This is a genomic window from Nocardiopsis sp. iso_237 (assembly GCF_056173345.1).
This window is the reverse complement of record NZ_CM149669.1, coordinates 1,887,673-1,905,913: the sequence shown is the minus strand read 5'-3', so window position 1 is coordinate 1,905,913 and position 18,241 is coordinate 1,887,673. Positions and strand designations below refer to the sequence as shown.

At 71.0% G+C, this 18,241-nt stretch carries 17 protein-coding genes; 6 read left to right on the top strand and 11 right to left on the bottom strand.

What is annotated here, in order from left to right; translation table 11 throughout:
* The first annotated feature begins 42 nt into the window (after positions 1-42).
* Entirely contained in the window at positions 43-1,152 is a 1,110-nt protein-coding gene (locus AC0VYM_RS08620; RefSeq protein ID WP_475460813.1) for a winged helix DNA-binding domain-containing protein, read from the top strand.
* Positions 1,153-1,224: 72 nt separating this feature from the next.
* Here AC0VYM_RS08620 and AC0VYM_RS08615 read toward each other — a convergent pair whose 3' ends face one another.
* From AC0VYM_RS08615 to AC0VYM_RS08575, 9 genes are all read right to left on the bottom strand, one after another.
* On the bottom strand, positions 1,225-1,545 hold the full coding sequence (locus tag AC0VYM_RS08615; protein WP_475460811.1) for an antibiotic biosynthesis monooxygenase family protein: 321 nt from the start codon (positions 1,543-1,545) through the stop codon (positions 1,225-1,227).
* 372 nt (positions 1,546-1,917) lie between these two features.
* The gene (locus tag AC0VYM_RS08610) at positions 1,918-2,691 is read right to left on the bottom strand and encodes an NAD(P)-dependent oxidoreductase (RefSeq protein ID WP_475460809.1); all 774 of its coding nucleotides are present in this window, start codon (positions 2,689-2,691) and stop codon (positions 1,918-1,920) included.
* Positions 2,692-2,821: 130 nt separating this feature from the next.
* Positions 2,822-3,589, bottom strand: coding sequence for an IclR family transcriptional regulator (locus tag AC0VYM_RS08605; RefSeq protein ID WP_475460807.1), 768 nt, complete (start codon positions 3,587-3,589; stop codon positions 2,822-2,824).
* A 42-nt stretch (positions 3,590-3,631) separates the two neighbouring features.
* Positions 3,632-4,231, bottom strand: coding sequence for an RraA family protein (locus AC0VYM_RS08600; protein ID WP_475460805.1), 600 nt, complete (start codon positions 4,229-4,231; stop codon positions 3,632-3,634).
* 198 nt (positions 4,232-4,429) lie between these two features.
* Positions 4,430-4,693, bottom strand: a complete 264-nt coding sequence (locus tag AC0VYM_RS08595) for a hypothetical protein (protein WP_475460803.1) — start codon at positions 4,691-4,693, stop codon at positions 4,430-4,432.
* A gap of 60 nt (positions 4,694-4,753) precedes the next feature.
* Positions 4,754-6,097 (bottom strand): TRAP transporter large permease subunit, encoded by a 1,344-nt coding sequence (locus AC0VYM_RS08590; RefSeq protein WP_475460801.1) that lies wholly within the window; start codon positions 6,095-6,097, stop codon positions 4,754-4,756.
* Between the two features lie 390 nt (positions 6,098-6,487).
* Positions 6,488-7,366, bottom strand: a complete 879-nt coding sequence (locus AC0VYM_RS08585; protein WP_475460799.1) for an HpcH/HpaI aldolase/citrate lyase family protein — start codon at positions 7,364-7,366, stop codon at positions 6,488-6,490.
* Complete coding sequence (locus AC0VYM_RS08580) at positions 7,366-8,550, bottom strand: CaiB/BaiF CoA transferase family protein (RefSeq protein ID WP_475460796.1); 1,185 nt, start codon at positions 8,548-8,550, stop codon at positions 7,366-7,368. Before AC0VYM_RS08580 ends, AC0VYM_RS08585 begins: the two co-directional genes overlap by 1 nt.
* Positions 8,551-8,759: 209 nt before the next feature.
* Complete coding sequence (locus AC0VYM_RS08575; protein ID WP_475460794.1) at positions 8,760-9,419, bottom strand: TetR/AcrR family transcriptional regulator; 660 nt, start codon at positions 9,417-9,419, stop codon at positions 8,760-8,762.
* A gap of 207 nt (positions 9,420-9,626) precedes the next feature.
* Here AC0VYM_RS08575 and AC0VYM_RS08570 point away from each other — a divergent pair, with 207 nt between their 5' ends.
* The 5 genes from AC0VYM_RS08570 (at position 9,627) to AC0VYM_RS08550 (ending at position 16,841) form a co-directional block, all read left to right on the top strand.
* Positions 9,627-11,201 (top strand): alpha/beta hydrolase, encoded by a 1,575-nt coding sequence (locus AC0VYM_RS08570; RefSeq protein WP_475460792.1) that lies wholly within the window; start codon positions 9,627-9,629, stop codon positions 11,199-11,201.
* A 116-nt stretch (positions 11,202-11,317) separates the two neighbouring features.
* Positions 11,318-12,001, top strand: coding sequence for a GntR family transcriptional regulator (locus tag AC0VYM_RS08565; protein ID WP_475460790.1), 684 nt, complete (start codon positions 11,318-11,320; stop codon positions 11,999-12,001).
* Between the two features lie 356 nt (positions 12,002-12,357).
* Positions 12,358-13,386 carry a LacI family DNA-binding transcriptional regulator gene (locus tag AC0VYM_RS08560; RefSeq protein ID WP_475460788.1) on the top strand — a complete coding sequence of 343 codons (1,029 nt, stop codon included), beginning with the start codon at positions 12,358-12,360 and terminating at the stop codon, positions 13,384-13,386.
* Positions 13,379-14,917, top strand: a complete 1,539-nt coding sequence (locus tag AC0VYM_RS08555; RefSeq protein ID WP_475460786.1) for a sugar ABC transporter ATP-binding protein — start codon at positions 13,379-13,381, stop codon at positions 14,915-14,917. Before AC0VYM_RS08560 ends, AC0VYM_RS08555 begins: the two co-directional genes overlap by 8 nt.
* Positions 14,907-16,841 carry an ABC transporter permease/substrate-binding protein gene (locus tag AC0VYM_RS08550; protein WP_475460784.1) on the top strand — a complete coding sequence of 645 codons (1,935 nt, stop codon included), beginning with the start codon at positions 14,907-14,909 and terminating at the stop codon, positions 16,839-16,841. Before AC0VYM_RS08555 ends, AC0VYM_RS08550 begins: the two co-directional genes overlap by 11 nt.
* Before the next feature lie 94 nt (positions 16,842-16,935).
* Here the strand turns inward: AC0VYM_RS08550 and AC0VYM_RS08545 are convergent, their stop codons facing one another.
* Both AC0VYM_RS08545 and AC0VYM_RS08540 read right to left on the bottom strand, forming a co-directional pair.
* Positions 16,936-17,178: a DUF397 domain-containing protein gene (locus AC0VYM_RS08545; RefSeq protein ID WP_475460782.1), complete on the bottom strand. Its 243-nt coding sequence runs from the start codon at positions 17,176-17,178 to the stop codon at positions 16,936-16,938.
* A complete protein-coding gene (locus AC0VYM_RS08540) occupies positions 17,175-18,038 on the bottom strand; it encodes a helix-turn-helix domain-containing protein (RefSeq protein WP_475460780.1) in 864 nt (287 codons plus the stop codon). The genes AC0VYM_RS08545 and AC0VYM_RS08540 overlap by 4 nt, the downstream gene beginning before the upstream one ends.
* Positions 18,039-18,241 lie beyond the last annotated feature (203 nt).

Here is an 18,241-nt window from a genome sequence, read left to right as displayed (position 1 = left end):
GCGAGGGTTCCCCTGCCACGAGAGGAAGCAGGGGAACGGACCATGCCCACCAACAACGCGACCGTGCTGGACGACCGGGCGCTCAACCGCGCCGCCCTGGCCCGGCAGGCGCTGCTCGAACCGACCGGGAGGTCGGCGCTGGAGACCGTCTCTCACCTGGGCGGACTCCAGGCGCAGGAACCGCAGGAGCCGTTCGTCGGGCTCTGGACCCGGATGCGGTCGTTCGAGGCCGCGACGCTGTCCGACCTGTTGGCCGACCGACACGTGGTGCGGGTCCACCTCATGCGGCGCACCGTGCACCTGGTCACCGCCGAGGACGCCCTCGCCTGGCGGTCCCGGTTCGGCGCCATGCTGCGCCAGAAGGTCATGGGGGTCTACCGGGACGACCTGCGCGGGGTGGACCTCGACGAACTGGCGGAGGCGGGCCTGGCGGTGATGTCCGACGGTCAGCCCCGCACGCTGACCGAACTGGTCGCGGCGCTCTCCCACCGCTGGCCGGAGCCGGGGCGGCGGCCACTGGGCGAGATGCTGGTCTCGGCCCTGCTGCCGGTGGTGCAGGCCCCGCCGCGCGGCCTGTGGCGGACCCGGGGCGGGGTGCGCAACGTCCTGCTGTCCTCCTGGCTCGGCCGGGAGGTCGACCCGCTCCCCTCGGACGGCTCCGACCCGCCCGGTCGTGCCCTGGTCCGCCGCTACCTCGCCGCCTACGGCCCGGCGACCTCCACCGACCTGCGCTCCTGGTGCGGGCTGTCCGGGCTGCCCGCGGCGGTGGCCGCCGTGCGCGGCGAACTGGTGTCCTTCCGCGACGAACGCGGCCGGGAGCTGCTGGACCTGCCCGACGCGCCGCGACCGGACCCGGGCACCGCGGCCCCGGTGCGGTTCCTGCCCGCCTTCGACAACGCCGTCCTCGGCTACCACTACCGGAACCGGATCATCGACGACGAGCACCGCGGCCTGTCGGTCGCCGGTGAACGCGTGGTGCTGGTGGACGGCCGCGTCTCCGCGACCTGGCGCACCGGGGACGGCACCGTGACGGTCACCCCGCTCCGCTCCCTGTCCCGGGACGACCGGGAGGAGGTCGCGGAGCAGGGGCGGCGGCTGGCCCTGTTCCTGTCCGACCGGGACAGCGACCGCGTCCGCGTCGAGGGTCCGTGAGCCCGCGCCCACGGGCTGGCGCCGCCGCCCGCGACCGATCCGGGGCGTCCGGCGGCCCCTCCTACCTCACTCTCAGCCGCCCTCGGTGAACCTCAGCCGGTACAGCGCGGAGACGGAGGTCGCGATGTCCCGGCACTGGGTGAAGTGCGGCTGGGAGTCCGGGTGCTGGATCGCCTTGTTGAAGTCCTCCTCGCTGGCCCACTGCGCGTAGTTGCACACCTTGGTGCCGTCGAGGCTGGCGTGCACGTTGGCCGAGACGAACCCGGGGAAGTGGCGCATGACGTCCTCCGTCGCCTCGTGCAGGAGTTCCACCAGCCTCTCCTGGTCGCGGGGGTCGACTGTGAAGGTGTTGACGAGCGCGACGAGGTCGCGGTCGGTACCGATGACGGCCATGGTGAGCTCCTTGTGTCGTCTTCGCCGTGGCCCGCGCTCTCCACCCCTTTCCGGATCACGTCCGGGCACGGCCCGTGACGACGGGGGAACCGTCCGGGGTCGTCCAGGGGCGCACCGGGCTCCGTCCGGGAATCGCGGCGCCGGTCGTCGGGGGCTGAGGGCGGGCCCGGACAGAATACGACGCCGCTGGTCAGGCGGCACGCAACGTCGCTGGGCGCGTCGGCACGACCGCGTACCCGGTGCCGGTGGACATCGGGGGACTTGCTCCGTCCTGTCCTCCTGTGTGCGCCCGCCGACGCGTCTCGCCCGCGCGTCACCCGCCCCGGCCGGACCCGCTCGCGGGCGATCCCGGCCGGGGCGGCGGGCCCTGCGTCAGCCCTGCTCGCCGTTGACGGCGAGCCTGCGCAGGGTCTGCTCCGAGGCGGTCGTCATCTCGTTCGGGACACCGAGGGAGTCGAGGAAGTCGGCGGTGGCCCGCACCTCCTCGCTGCGCCGGGAGGCGTGCTTGACGGTCCCGCTGAGAAAGCGGTCGACCAGCTCCGCACCCCCCGTGAGCTGGGCGGCCACCTGCTCGCGCACCCACTCCTCCGCCCCGGCGGCCCTGCCCGCCACAACGGCCTCGCACACCACCGAGGCGAGGGGCTTCATCAGGGAGCTGCGCAGGAGCTTGCGCGCCGTGGCCTCGCCCGGCTCCCCGGGCAGGGCCTCCACGTCGGCGCCCAGGGGCTCGCACACCCGCGCGACCTCGGGGGCGCCCGGGCCGCTGGCGATGAGGTCGGTGGCGGCTCCCCCGATGGTCATCGGGCCGAGGATGGCCACGTCCGCGAACCGGGCCCCGGTGCTGTGGACCCTCGCGCTGAGCGACCTCATGACGTCGGGGGTGGCGGAGGTGAAGTCGGCGTAGACGGTGTCCGGGGTGAGCGCCCCGAGGACGCTGTCCGCGACGGCCGGGGCGACGGAGGCGGAGGTGAGCACCAGCACCATGTCCGCTCCGGCCACGGCCTCGTGGGCGGACTCCGCGCGCCGGACCCCCTCGGGGGTGTCCGTGGGGCCGGGGTCGAAGCCGGTGACCTCGTGGCCCGCCCCGGTGAGCGCGGTGGCGTAGATGTTTCCGGCCTCACCCAGACCGATGACTGTGACGCGCATGGTGACCTTTCGTCGTGTGGGAGCCGACGACGGTCCGGTGCGGCGCACGGGTGCGCCCGCTCCGTCCGGTCGCCGCTCCGCCGTGGTCCGGCGGGCGGCGTTCCCGGTACGGGTCAGGCGCTGGGCCGGATCACGAGAGGGAGTGCCGCCCGCTGAGGGCGGAGGCTGCTCTGCGGAGTTCGGGGACGGCCTGACGCAGGCGGTCCTGGGAGGTGTGTTCGGAGGGTCCGGAGACGGAGAGGGCGGCGAGCGCCTCCCCGGTCGGGCCGGTGACGGCGACGGCCGCCGCGGCGACGGCGACGTCGCGCTCACCGATGGTCAGGCTGTGGCCGTCCCTGTCGATGTCCTCCAGTTCACGGCGCACGCGCTCGGGGTCGAGCAGTTCCCCTGAGGCGTTCGTGCACCCTTCCGACATCGCCACCACGGCGTCCCGCTCGTCCTTGGGCAGGTGGGCCGCGATGACCTTGCCGGACCCCACGAAGAGGGGGAACCAGCGGCCGATCGGAACCTGGTAGTGCAGTTGGGGGCTGCCGTCGACCCGCGCCGCGAGCACGCGCTCGAAACCGCTGCGCACGTACAGGGAGGAGGTCAGCCCGGTGACCGAGGTCAGGCTCTGCATGACGGGACGGGCCTGCTGGGTGAGCTGGTCGTTGACCAGGAACCCGTGGGCCATGCGCAGCACGGCCACACCCAGGCGGTAGGTCTGGTTCTCCGCGACCACGAGGCCCCTGCGCTGGAGTACCGCCAGCGACCGGAGCACGGTCGCCGGGTGCAGGTCCACCAGGCGGCACAGGTCCACCAGCCGCAACGGGGTGTCGCTGCGCTCCAGGGCCTCCAGGACGTCAAGGGCACGCTCCACACTGCGCACCGTGGGCTGGCCCGACGACTCTGCGGCCACTGCGGAACCCCTCAGACTATGGAGCTGGATGTCCCGCAAATGCTACAGGGAGGCGATCCGCGCCCGCGCCTCCTCCTCGCTGGCGCGCTTGCCCTCGGCTGCGGCGACGATCTCCTCCAGGCGGTGCCTGGGGATGACGGTGACTCCGTCGTCGTCGCCCACGATCACGTCACCGGGGTTGACCACCACGCGACCCACGGAGACCGGGACCTGGAGCAGGCCGGGGCCGTTGCGGTAGGGACCGGCCGGGGTGACGGCGCGCGCCCAGGTGGGGAAGCCGATGGCGCCGAGGTCGTCGGCGTCGCGGATGGCGCCGTCCACGACGAACCCGGCGAGGCCCCGGGCCTTGGCGCGCCTGCCCATGAGGTCACCGAGCAGGGCCCGGTGCGTGGCCGCCTGGCCGTCGATCACGAGGACGTCGCCGGGCGCCGCGGTGTCGATCGCCTCGTGGATGAGCTTGTTGTCGCCTCCGGCGGTCATCACGGTGAAGGCCGGTCCCACGACCTTCGCGCCCTTCCAGACGGACGAGATGGCAGCCTCGGCCACGTACAGGCGGTCGAGCACGTCACCGACGTTGGCCGCGGGCAGCGAGCCCAGGCGCCGGTACAGGTCTTCGGGAAGGGGCGTGGTCTGTCCCGTCATGGGATTCCTTTCGAGGGCACGAGCCGCCGAGTTCGCTCAGCGACACGACCAACATTTCACCTAGCGAAGTGACTTGTCAATGCATGAAATCCTGATCGCCTTTCGCGCTCAACCGGCGACCCTCGGTCACCTTCGGGGGCGGGGTGCGACCCGACCGAGCCGGGCCGCACCCCGCCTCGGAAGGAGGGACCGGGAGGGTCAGGCCGGGGTCTCCTGCTCGTCGTTCTGGAGGTAGGAGGCCAGGAACGCGATGACACCGAAGGTGGAGGCGAGGGTCACCGCGGGGACCAGCAGGTACTCCGAGGCCGCACTGACGAGCGCGGGCTGGGACAGGACGGTGCCCAGCAGCTGCCCCAGGACCAGGAGGATCGCGACGAGGAAGAACCCGGCGAAGGTCACCACGAAAAGGATCCGCAGGATGCTCAGTACGACGTGGCGCGCGGACTGCTTGCGTTCGGACATCAGGTGCCCCTTTCTGTTCGGGCGGACGGCGCCGTGCCGCCCGCCCCGGGCCGCGGTGGATCAGACGACGAAGACGGGCAGGATCCCCCAGCCCACGAAGCAGGCCAGGAGGATGATGGGCACGAGGTAGAACAGGATCAGCGGCACGAAGGTCCTCTCCGCCTTGACCTGCACGATTCCCGAGGCGATGAAGATCGGCGCGGAGGGCGGGGAGGAACCCTCGGTGGAGGCGGCCACCAGCGGCACGACCAGCGCGATCACCGGGTCCACACCCACGGCGACGAGGCTGAGGAAGGACACCTGGCCCACGGCGGTGAGAGCGGCGGTCGAGGTCAGGGGGATGGAAACGATCGCGACCAGGAAGACGGTCAGCGCCACCATGAGGACGGGCCCGGCGTTGAAGTAGCCCAGCACCTGCTCGACGTCCTCGGCCAGGCCGAGGTCCGCGAGCACACCGCTGGCGGCCATGGCGAAGATCAGCAGCGCGCCGATGGTGCCCAGGCGCGGCATTGCGGCGAGCACGAAGTCGTACCACTGGCGGGCGCTCCCGGGCAGTTCGCGGCGGCCGACGATGGCGGCGATGAGGATGATCAGGATCGGGATCCAGGTGATCAGCGAGATGTCACCCAGTGAGTCCCCGAGCCGGTCCGGCGCTCCGAGGTAGTCCGAGAGCGGACCGGTGGTCACCGCGATCGGGATGAGGGCCCCGAGGTAGATGAGGGTGGCGGGCCATCCGGTGCGCCACACCCGGCCGAGCGGCAGGCGGGCCTCGTCCTCGGCGGCCCGCACGCCGTCCACCCGGACGAAGACGAAGGCCACCACGAGGCGGTGCAGGACCTGGTAGAGGCCCGTGACCAGCAGGGCGAGGTAGATGTCCCCGGTCGAGACGGCGGCGCCCGCGAAGCCGAGCATGATCACCATGGAGGAGCTGGGAGGCAGGGCGGCGCCCATGCCGCCGTTGCCCGCGAGGACCGTGGCCGCGCGTGCCCGACTGAAGCCGTTGCGGACCATCCAGGGGCCGGTGACCGAGCCGGTGGAGGCGACGTTGCCCGAGTTGGAACCCGAGAGCGCCCCCATCACACCGGAGGCGACGACGTCCACGTAGGCGGGGCCGCCGCGCAGGCGCCCCAGGACCGCGTTGAGGATGTCGAGGATCTTGTTGATGAGGCCGGTGCGCTCGATCATGTACGCCATGAACACGAAGGCCAGCGCGGCGTAGATGACCTCGTTCGAGGTGGTGTTCACCAGGCCGGAGACCATCGCCCCGAAGAAGTCCCTGCCCGCGAACAGGCAGGTGGCGATGAAGCCGAGGAACATGGCCTCGCCCATGTTCCTCTTGAAGACGGCGCTCCAGACGATGATGACCGCGATGAAGGCGGCCAGGGCCAAGAGTGCAGAGGGCATGGGAGGCTCCCGGGCTCGGTGATGTGGGGACGGCGTCGCGGAGTACGCCGGCGGTGGCGCGGGCCGTTCGGTGGAGTCGAACGGCCGGCCCGGTGGGGAGGTCGTCCTCGCCCACGTGGTCGACACTTTTCACCTGGACGAAACAACGTTTCAAACAGTGAAGTGTAAGTTCGCTCTGTGAAGTGTGTCCCAGGTTACGTCGGACGTCAACCGTTCGCCTGGAATGTTCTGACCTGCGACGCAGCCGTCACACCGCGCGCACGGCCACGGGCGCGCCCAGGGCACACGTGGCGAGCGTCCCGCGGCGGTCCGACCGTCGACGCGGGGCGTTCGGGGGCCGGAGGCGGGGCGGGGAACCGTGCTCCCGCCTCCGGAGGAGGGGGCCGGGGGTCAGTCCGACCCGCGTCCGGCGATGCTCTCGGCCAGGGCCAGGGTGCGCAGCGCCGAGGCCACCACCGGGGCGTCGATGAAGCGACCGTCGGCCAGGGCGATCGCGCCGCCGCCGCGGACCGACTCGGCGGACGCGCCCTCGGCCGCCTCCGCGATCTGGCGGGCGCGGGACACCTCCTCCTCGGAGGGGGTGAAGGCGCGTCGGATCACCGGGACCTGACGGGGGTGGATCGCGGACCGGCCGAAGAGTCCGGTGTCCCGCCCGCGCAGGCAGGAGCGGTACAGGCCCTCGGTGTCCCGCACGTCGATGTAGGCCGCCATGCCCGGTGCCGCCAGCCCGGCGGCGGCCGAGGCGACGACGATGCGGGTCCGCAGCCAGGAGAAGGCCTCGTCCCCTCGGAGACCGAGCTCGGCGGTCAGGTCCGCCTCGCCCAGGGCCAACGAGCGCACGGCGGGGTGCGCCGCGATCTCCGAGGCGTTCTCCACACCTCGCGCGGACTCCAGGAGGCAGTCCACGGGGACGCCCTCACCGACGGCGTCGACGACGAGGTCGACGTCCCGCGCCGACTCGATCTTGGGCACCCGCACCCCGTCCGCTCCCCCGGCCGCCACGGCGGCGGCGTCGAGCGCGGCCCAGTCGCTGTGCGGCGCGTTGATCCGGACGTGCACACGCACCCCGTCGTCGACGGCTGCCGCCGAGCGCTCCTCCAGGAAGGCCCGCACGTTGTGCCGGGCCGCCTCCTTCGCCCGGGGCAGGACCGCGTCCTCCAGGTCCAGGATGACCGCGTCCGCCCCGGAGGCGACCGCCTTGGCGAAGCGCTCGGGCCGGTCGCCGGGCACGTAGAGCCATGTGACCAGGGGTGCCTGGACGGCGCTCATCAGATGACCCCCGCTTCACGCAGCCCGGACCGGGCCTCCTCCGAGTAGCCGAGCTCCGCCAGCACCTCGTCGGTGTGCCGGCCCTTGGGCGGGCCCACCCACCGGATCTCGCCGGGGCTCTCGGACATACGGAAGGGCACGTTCTGGATCGCCACGCTCCCGAGCTCGTCGTCCGGGACGTGCACGATCGTCTCCAGGGCCCGGTACTGCGGGTCGGTGGCGATGTCGGACGCGTCGTAGATGGGCGCGATGGCGGCCTGGGCGCGGTCGAACTCCTCGATCACCTCGTCCGCGTCGCGCGCGGCGATCCAGGAGCCCACGGCCTCGTCGAGTTCGTCGGCGTGCTCGTAGCGGGTGCGGCCGGACGCGAACCAGGGCTCGTCCACCAGGTCCTCCCGGCCGACCAGGCGCATCACGCGTTCCGCGATGGACTGGGCGCTGGTCGAGATCGCCAGCCAGCGGCCGTCCCGGGTGCGGTAGGTGTTGCGGGGGGCGTTGCTGGTGGACCGGTTGCCGGTGCGCTCCGGGATCGCCCCGGTCGCGTGGTAGGCCGTGAGCTGGGGGCCGAGGACCGTGAGGATCGGCTCGATGATGGCGAGGTCGATCACCTGGCCCCTGCCGGTCTCCTCCCGGTTGTGCACGGCGACCATGACGGCGTAGGCCACGGCCAGCGCCGCGATCCCGTCGGCCAGGGCCAGGGGCGGGAGCGTGGGCGGACCGTCCGGCTGCCCGGTCATCGAAGCGAAGCCGCTCATGGCCTCCGCGAGGGTCCCGAAGCCGGGGCGGTGGGCCATCGGCCCCTTCTGCCCGAACCCGGTGACGCGGGCGATGATGAGCCGGGGGTTGCGTTCGAGGAGCTTCTCGGGGGAGAGGTTCCAGCGTTCGAGGGTGCCGGGTCGGAAGTTCTCGATGAGGACGTCGGCCTCGTCCAGCAGACGGAGCGCGACCTCCTGCCCCTCGGGCTGGGAGAGGTCGAGCGTGGTCGTGCGCTTGTTGCGGGCCAGCATCTTCCACCAGAGCCCGACCCCGTCCTTGGTGGGCCCGTGGCCCCGGGCGGGGTCGCCGCGACGGGGGTGCTCGACCTTCACGACGTCGGCCCCGAAGTCGCCCAGGTAGGTGGCGGCCATCGGACCGGCGAAGAGCGTGGCCGCGTCGACGACCTTCAGGTTGCTCAGTGATCTCATAGCAAACAACTTATAAGATATATGAACAGGCGCAAGGAGGTCCCTGTGAAGCACCACACCCCCGAGGCACCGTCAGCCCCTGCGGGACACCGGCACCGGACCTCTCGGACGCGGCTTCACAACGGTGGGAATGCCTGGACCGGGAACCGCGGCGCGGCGTGGACCGGCGTCAGCGCCAGGAGTGCGCTCAGCGTCGTGGTGGTGACGCGCTAGCCGTCGTTCCGTGACCGGGAGACCTCAGGAACCTCGGCCGCCCCGTCGGTGGCTTCTCCGGAACGCGGATACGCGTCGCGCAGACGCTGCATCGTCCCCGTCACGACGGCGCGGACGTCCGTCTCGCGCAACGGGGCGGAGAACAGCGCCGAACCGAACGAGAGGCCCTCGATCAGGGCGAACAGCAGGAGCGCCTCGCGTCGCAGCGCCTCCTCGTCGACAACACGGTCGGCAAGCGCTTCGCGCAGCAGCGAGCGGATCAGCTCCTCGGCCGCGAGGGACGTCGCGGCGATGTCGGCCGCGAGCTCCGGGTCCGTGCGCGCCATGACACGGTATTCGACCAGGGCGATGTTCTCCTTGCACTCCTGGTCATTGGTCGGTGCGGCGAACGTGATCACATCCGTCATCCGCGTCACCGGGTCGTCGGACATCCTCGCGTCGCGGCGCGCGGCGCGCTGCATGAGGACGCCCAGCGTGAAGCGCATGACCTCGCGGATGGTGTCGCCGAAGTAGTGCCGGATACTCCCGATGGCCAGGCCGGTGCGTGCGGAGATCCGGGTGAGGGTCACCGAGCGGATCCCGTGCTCGGCGATCTCGTCGATCACGGCGTCAGCGACCTGCTCTCGGCGGACATCCGGGTTGGCTCTCTTCGGCATGACACCATCCTAGCCATTCTCTGGCATGCCCGTGCTACTTTGTTTAGCATGAGCATGCTAGAAAATTCTCGTGACGGCATGCGGCGGAATCATTTGGTCAGCACGGTCGGCGGTCAGAGACGACTCTCGACTCCCCTGACCAGGAACGATCCATCAACCGCCGCGGCACCCCACCTCTACGGCCGCGGCCTGGCACAGGAGAGACCCGTGCGATCACCTCGCCTCCCCCATCGACCCCGACACCTCGGCACCGTGTTCGCCGGGGCCGCCACAGCCGCACTGTTCGTGCTCACCGGTTGCACGCCCGACCCTCCTCCATCGGACTCCGGAGCGGACACGGACCTCGGCTCCTACCTGGAACAAGAGCTCGACTGGGGCGGATGCGAGGACACCGCGACGAGCGCGGCCGACGCCGAGCTGTTCGCGAACCCGGAGCTCGAATGCGCCTCGGTCGAGGTTCCACTCGACCACGACGAGCCGGACGGGGAGAGGGCGCGGGTCGCGCTCCTGCGCCTGCCCGCCACGGGCGAGGCCGAGGGCTCGTTGCTGATCAACCCGGGAGGCCCCGGAGGTTCCGGCACCACCCTCGTCGCGTCCACCCTGCCGCTGTGGCAGGCCAGCCCCGTCGCCGAGCGTTTCGACATCGTCGGCTTCGACCCGCGCGGGGTCGGGTCGTCCACCCCCGCCCTCGACTGCTACACCGACGAGGAGTACGACGCGGGCGACGCGCTGCGGTTCGGCGCGGTGTACGAGGTCACGAGCGCCGAGCAAGCGGCCGAGATCGCGCAGCGCTGCGCCGACGGCTCCGGCGGCGTCGAGAACCTCGTCAACGCCGGGTCGACGAATGTCGTGCGCGACATGGACCTCATACGCGAGGTGCTCGGCGACGAGAAGCTCACCTACCTCGGCTACAGCTACGGCTCCGAGCTCGGCGCCATGTACGCCGCGACCTACCCGGAGAAGGTCCGTGCGATCGTGCTCGACGGCGCCGTCCCGCCCGACCTGACGGCGAGCGAGTTCCGCATCTCCCAGTTCACCGGCATGCAGGCCCGGTTCGACGACCTCGCCGCGCTCTGCGCCGAATCACCCGGCTGCGTACTCGGTGCCGATCCCGCGACTGCGAACGATCGCCTGCACGAGATCGTCCAGCCGATCATCGAGACACCAGCGGCGACCGCCGATGGCCGAGCCCTCAACGTCTGGGACGTCTACCTCGCCATCTCCGGCGGCCTGTACTCGGAGGCGAGCTGGCCCGACGTCATCTCCGCCCTGACCGCGCTCGAAGCGGGGAACGCGGACGAGATGCTCGCCCTGCGCGACGCCTTCTACGCCCGCACGCCGGACGGCGCCTACGGCCTGGACACCGACACGAACCTCGCCGTGCGCTGCATGGACTGGCCCCGCCTGACGCCGGAGGAACAGACCGCGCTCGCACGCGAGCTCGGAGAGGCCGCGCCGATGTTCGACCTCGACGTGTTCACAGCGGGGAACTACCACAGCGAATGCGAGGCGTGGCCCGCACCGCCCACGAGCGACGAGCCCTGGCTCGCCGATGTCGAAGGCCTCCCTGAGACGCTCGTCGTGTCGGTCACCGGCGACCCCGCGACGCCGCACCAGGGTGGCGTCGCGATGGCGCGAGCCCTCGACGGAAGCCTGCTCACCGTCGATGGCAAGCAGCACGGCGCCTACCTCCTCGGCGGCAGCGAGTGCGTCGACGACGTGGTCAACACCTATCTCCTCGACCTCGAATCCCCACCCGCCGACGCCCGCTGCGCCCTCTGACGCGCTCGTCCCCCGGACTGTCCCCGCCGCGGTGGCGACGCGGTTCCCGATCCGGGCACGCCAACCCACCTCTAAGCTTGGTTCCATGAACATCGTGTCGACGGGGAGGTCCGCTCTTGTCCGCCTCTGGTAGCGGGGAGACAGCGGGGCTCCCGCGTACCAGGCGTCCCCCGACGAGCAAGGCCGAGTACGTACACGAGACGCTGCGGCACGAGATCGTGAACGGGGTCCATCCCCCCGGAGCCTCCGTCAACCAGGACGAGGTCGCCACCCGCCTCGGGGTCTCCATCACCCCCGTGCGCGAGGCGCTGCGCCGTCTGGAGAGCGACGGTCTGGTGACCTACCGCGCGCACCACGGAGCGACCGTCTCCGGGCTCGGCGTGGAGGCGGCCGAGGAACTCCGGCTCCTGCGCGCGTCGGTGGAGGGGCTGAGCGCGCGACTGGCGGCCCAGCGCGTCACCGCCGCCCAGCTGGCCGAGCTGACCGAGGTCCACGACCGCATGGTCGCCGGACGTGACTCGGCCGACTCCCAGGACCTGGCCCGGGACAGCCGCCTGTTCCACCAGATGGTCGCTGACGTGGGAGGCCCCGCCTTCCTGGGCGGACACGTCCGTTCCCTCCGGCGCAACAACCCCATCCTGGAGACCGTCTCGCGATGGAAGGACCCGGCCAAGGTCACCCTGTACCTGGACGCGCACGGGCGGATGCTGGAGGCCTTCGCGCAGGGGGACGGGGCCGAGGCCGAGCGTCTCATGGCCGAACACATCCTGGCCTCCCCCGGGGAGGACGGGACCCACTAGGACGTGTCCTCCGGGTGCTCGGGCCGTGGCGGGACCGCCACCGCCCCGAGCACCCGCCGACCGTCACCCTCCGCCGTGGACGAGATCCGCGCGAACCAGGACCGGGTCGCCGTCCGACCGGTTCAGCGACCTCGCGCGGCCGAGAGGTCCCTCACGTGAGACCCGTGCACACGGGTCGACACCGCCCCGCCCACGGGCGTTCCGAGCTGGTACACACCGGTACCCGCCGACCCTGACTTGTGAATTCCTGTGCTGATGACGCATCATGTCTTCGTGATCGCACATGTAAACGTTTCCATGCGGGTCGTCGGCCCCGGTGGCCACACCCTGGAACACGGCAGGGGCGGTGGTCCGGGGTGGTGAGCATCAAGGACGTCGCCGCCACGTCGGGGCTGTCCGTGGCCACCGTCTCCCGTGCGCTGAACGGGCACCCGTCCGTCAGCGACGGCGCCCGTCAGAAGGTCCTCGCCGCGGTCGACGCCCTGGGCTACCGGCCCAACGTCGTGGCGCGCTCCCTGCGCACCGACCGGACCGGCACCATCGGCCTGGTCATCAGCGACGTCCTCAACCCCTACTTCACCGAGCTCGCCCGAGCCGTGGAGGAGGAGGCCCGCGCCCTGGGGTTCAGCGTCATCATCGGCAACGCCGACGAACGCGCGGACCTGGAGGACCACCACGTCCGCAACCTGCTGGAACGCCGCATCGACGGCCTGTTGGTCTCCCCCGCCGACGGCCACTCCCCCAGCACCCTCGAAGCCGCCGCCGGGCCCACCCCCGTGGTCTTCGTGGACCGCTGGATCGCCGGGGCCGACGCCCCCGTGGTGCGCGCGGACGGCCGGGACGCCATCCGTGACCTGGTCGACCACCTGCACGCCCTGGGCCGCCGCAGGATCGCCGTCATCACCGGCCCCGCCGCCACGACCACCGGCCGCGAACGGCTCGACGCCTTCCGCGCGGCCCTGGCCGGTCACGGCCTCCCCCTCCCGGAGGCCTACGTGGGCCGGGGCGACTTCCAGGCCGAGAGCGGCCGCGTGGCCACCGAACGCTTCCTGGACCTGCCCGAACCGCCGGACGTCGTCTTCGCCACCGACAACCTCATGGCGCTGGGCGCCCTCGACGCGATCTCCGCGCGGGGCCTGCGCGTACCCGACGACATCGGGCTGGCCGCCTTCGACGACATCCCGTGGTTCTCCCACACCGACCCGCCGATCACCACGATCGCCCAGCCCACCGCCGAACTCGGGCGGGTCGCGGTCCGGGCCCTGGCCGCGCTCATCGCGGGCGAACCGGCCACCTCGACCGTCCTCCCCGCCCACCTGGTCGTCCGCCGCTCCTGCGGCGAGCCCGCCACGCCACTCCAGACAGGAGGAGCCGCACGTGAGTAGCCCGCACGAACTGCTGCGCATCGAGGGCGTACGCAAGGCCTTTCCGGGGGTGGTGGCCCTCGACGACGTCGGCTTCGACCTCCGCCGAGGCGAGGTCCACGCCCTCCTCGGTGAGAACGGGGCCGGGAAGAGCACCCTCATCAAGGTGCTTTCCGGAGCCCACCGGCCCGACCGGGGGCGCGTCCTCGTGGACGGCGCGGAGGTCGTCATCCGCGACGCCCAGGACGCCGCTCGCCTGGGTATCGCCACCATCTACCAGGAGTTCAACCTGGTCCCCGACGTGACGGTGGCCGAGAACATCTTCCTGGGCCGCCAGCCCCGCAGGTTCGGGCTCATCGACCACGGGCGGATGGAGGCCGAGGCGGCGCTCCTGCTGGACCGGGTCGGCGTGAACGTGTCCCCCCGCGCCAAGGTGCGCGGCCTGGGCATCGCGCAGCTCCAGATGGTGGAGATCGCCAAGGCGCTGAGCCTGGACGCCCGCGTGCTGATCATGGACGAGCCCACGGCCGTGCTCACCACCGGGGAGATCGAGCGGCTCTTCGAGATCGCCGGGCGCCTGCGCGACGAGGGCGTGGGGATCGTCTTCATCACCCACCACCTGGAGGAGATCGGCGCGCTCGCTGACCGCGTGACGGTTCTGCGCGACGGCCGTTCGGTGGCGCACGTGGGCGCCGACACCCCCGAGGACGAGCTCGTCCGCCTGATGGTGGGGCGCAGCATCGACGAACAGTACCCGCGCGAGCGCCCCGAACCCGGTGAGCCGCTGCTGAGGGTGCGCGGTCTGACGCGGAACGGCCACTTCCAGGACGTGGACCTCGACGTGCACGCGGGCGAGGTGGTCGGCCTCGCCGGGCTGGTCGGTGCGGGCCGCACCGAGGTCGCGCGCTCGGTGTTCGGCGCCGACCCCTACGACGGCGGCGAGGTCGAGGTGCTCGGCCGGGCCCTGCCCGGCGGGGACGTCAACGCCGCCATGCGGGCCGGGCTCGGTCTGGTCCCCGAGGACCGCAAGGGCCAGGGCCTGGTCCTGGACGCCTCCGTGGAGGAGAACCTCGGCCTGGTCACCCTCGGCCCGACCAGCCGGGTCGGGTTCGTGGACCGCTCCGGCCAGCGGGCGTCCGCCCGGCGGATCGCCGGTGAGCTCGGGGTCCGCATGTCCGGCATCGACCAGCACGTACGCACCCTCTCCGGCGGCAACCAGCAGAAGGTCGTCATCGGCAAGTGGCTGCTGGCCGACTCCAAGGTGCTCATCCTCGACGAGCCCACGCGCGGTGTGGACGCGGGCGCCAAGGTCGAGATCTACCGCCTGGTCAACGAGCTCACCGCCTCCGGGCACGCGGTGCTGATGATCTCCAGCGACCTCCCCGAGGTCCTGGGGATGAGTGACCGCGTCCTCGTCATGGCCCAGGGCCGCATCACCGGGGAGCTGGCCGCCGAGGACGCCACGCAGGACGCCGTGATGTCCCTGGCGCTGGCCGCCACCCCCCGAACCGACACGGAAGAGAACGGAGTGGAGGGCCCCCATGGCCACTGACACAGACAAGAGCGGCGGCGTCTGGCCCGCCGTGCGGCGTTTCCTGCTGGAGAACGGCGCGCTGACCGCCCTGGCCCTCCTGGTCGTGGTCATGTCGCTGCTGTCCGGCGACTTCCTCACCGCGCAGAACCTGCTCAACGTGGGTGTGCAGGCGGCCGTGATCGCGGTCCTGGCCTTCGGCGTGACCTTCGTGATCATCGCGGGCGGGATCGACCTGTCCGTGGGTTCGGTCGCGGCGCTGTCCGCGACGGTGCTGGCGTTCCTGGCCACGGTCGAGGGGGTGCCGGTCTGGTTGGCGCTGCCGCTGGCCGCCGCCACGGGTACCGCCTGCGGCCTGGTCAACGGCGCGTTGATCGCCTACGGCAAGCTTCCGCCGTTCATCGCCACGCTGGCGATGCTCTCCGTGGGACGCGGTCTGTCCCTGGTGATCTCCGAGGGCAGCCCCATCGCCCTGCCGGACTCCGTGGCCGCCCTGGGCGGTTCGATCGGCGGCTGGTTCCCCGTTCCGGTACTGATCATGGTCGTGATGGGCCTGGTCACCGCCGTCATCCTGCGCCGTACCTTCACCGGGCGCGCGATGTACGCGATCGGCGGCAACGAGGAGGCGGCGCGCCTGTCCGGTATCCGGGTCAAGCGCCAGAAGCTGGGCATCTACGCGCTGTCCGGCCTGTTCGCCGCGGTGGCCGGTGTCATCCTGGCCTCCCGTCTGGCCTCCGCGCAGCCCCAGGCCGCGCAGGGGTACGAGCTGGACGCCATCGCCGCAGTGGTCATCGGCGGCGCGAGCCTGGCCGGTGGCGTGGGTACGGCCTTCGGCACGCTGATCGGTGCGCTCATCCTCGCGGTGCTGCGCAACGGCCTGAACCTCCTGTCGGTCTCCGCGTTCTGGCAGCAGGTCGTCATCGGTGTGGTCATCGCCCTGGCGGTCCTGTTCGACACGCTGCGCCGCCGTTCCGGTGGTGGGGGCGGCGGCACCGGGGGCGGGGCTTCGGTGAGCAGGGGCCGACGCGGGTTCCAGCTGGCGATCGCGGCCGCGGTCACCGCCGTGGTGGTGGGCGCGCTGTCCTTCCTCGTCCCCAACTCCTCCTCCGACGGCCCTCGCGTGGGCATGTCGGTGTCCACGCTCAACAACCCGTTCTTCATCCAGATGCGGGACGGTGCCCAGGCCGAGGCCGACGAGGCCGGAGTGAACCTGGTGGTCACCGACGCCCAGGACGACGCCTCCCAGCAGGCGGACCAGATCCAGAACTTCGTCAGCACCGGTGTGGACGCGATGGTCGTCAACCCGGTGGACTCCGACGCCGCCGGTCCCCCGGTGGGCGGCGCCAACAACGCCGACATCCCCGTGATCGCCGCCGACCGTGGTGTCACGGACGCCGAGGTGGCCACCCTGGTGGCCTCCGACAACGTCGAGGGAGGGCGTTTGGCGGCCCGGACCATGGCCGAGGCGCTCGGTGAGGAGGGCCGGATCGTGGTCCTCCAGGGAACCCCGGGCACGTCCGCCAGCCGCGAGCGCGGCGCCGGTTTCGAGGAGGGCATCGCGGAGTTCCCGGACATCGAGGTGGTGGCCCAGCAGCCCGCCGACTTCGACCGCTCCAAGGGACTCGACGTGATGACCAACATGCTGCAGGGCAACGGGGACATCGACGGTGTGTTCGCGGAGAACGACGAGATGGCCCTGGGTGCCGCGGCCGCGCTGTCCTCGCGCGGCGAGGAGGCCGTGGTCATCGGCTTCGACGGCACCCCCGAGGGTCTCGAGGCCGTGGCCGACGGTGTTCTGCACGCGTCGGTGGCGCAGCAGCCCGCCGAGCTCGGCCGGACGGCGGTGCGCAACGCCATCGCCGCCGCCAACGGTGAGGCCCTGGAGGAGACCGTGATGGTCCCCGTCGAGGTCGTCACCGAGGAGAACGTCGAGGACTTCTCCTGACCGAGTAACGGCGTGACGGCATGAGGGAGGGCCCGGGGTGTGTGCCCCGAGCCCTCCGGCTTGTCCGTGTGCGCGTTACGGCCCCACTTCGGGGTCAGCGGCGAGCGGAGCGGAGAAAGGCGGACCACTCGTCGGAGGGGAAGGGGAAGTGACCCTTGGCCGGGTTCTTCGAATCCCGAACAGCAGCACCGCACGGCAGGTCAGCCACCTCAACACAGTTCTGACCCTGGCCGCTGTGACTGCTCTTCCGGAAGTCCGTAGGGACGTGCGCGACCTCGACACAGTTGGGTTCTTGCCCGCTGTAGCTGCTTTTGCGGAAAACCAGCTCGTTGCTCATCGGTCACTCTCTAGGGACGTGAGCACGTCGGTAATGAACCGGGCGCTCTGGGTGGTACTCAGTGCAGTGCCCTGGATATCGCCAAACGTGGCACTGTAGCGCGCAACATCCTTGGGCTGCTCGAAGAATACTGAATCCGTCACGGTACCGACATGGACGATCGGCAGCGCCAGGTGTTCGGGGAACTCCAGGATGCTGAACGGGGCAACCAAAGCAGCGTGAGAGCCTGCGGTGAACGGCAGTACCTGAACGTCCACGTTGGGCATCTTCGCCATGTCGAGAAGGTGCCCCAGCTGCTGGGACATGATCGACGCGTCACCCACCATCCGCCGCAGAGCTGCCTCATCCATGACGACTCGAAAGTGGACCGGGTTGATACGAGACAGGATCTCACGCCGAGTCATCCGAGCGTCTACACGGTGGGCAATGTCCTTCGCATCGGTGTAGCGCCCACCCTGGAACAGGGCTTCGGCGTACTCCGGTGTCTGAAGCAGCCCAGGGATGACCAACCCCTCGAAGCTACGGATGACCGAAGCCTCCGCCTCGAAATCCGGTAGAGCCTGCTCCCCAAAGACCTCCCGATACTTTGACCACCAGCCCCTCTCCTTGGCATCGCGCGCCAGAGCGTGCATAGCTAGGCGCTTTGAGGGGTCGCTGATCTCGTAAAGATCCATGAGCTTGTCCAGATCACCAGTGGTGATGCGACGAGTCTCAGTGGTCTCGATCTTGCTGATCTTGGACGCGGTCCACCCCAAGGCCTTGCCCGCCTGGGCAACCGTCAGCTTGGAGCGTTCGCGACCCTGCTTGAGCTCGGATACGAGCAGACGGAGCCTGAGGGTGGGGCTGTAAGGGATGCGCATGGGGCGAGCCTAGCCGAAAAACTCGACATTTTCCCGAATCGCTTGACTCTCGACAATGTCGAGTTGCAAGATGAGTGTGTAGCCAGTGACCGGCGTCTCACACACAGTGGCCAGGATCTCCGGTGCTCAGGCTACGTGGTGCCCCTTTCCCTCCGTAGGGAAAACGTGAAGGTCATCGGCCTTGCGGGCACTCCCTCGACCCA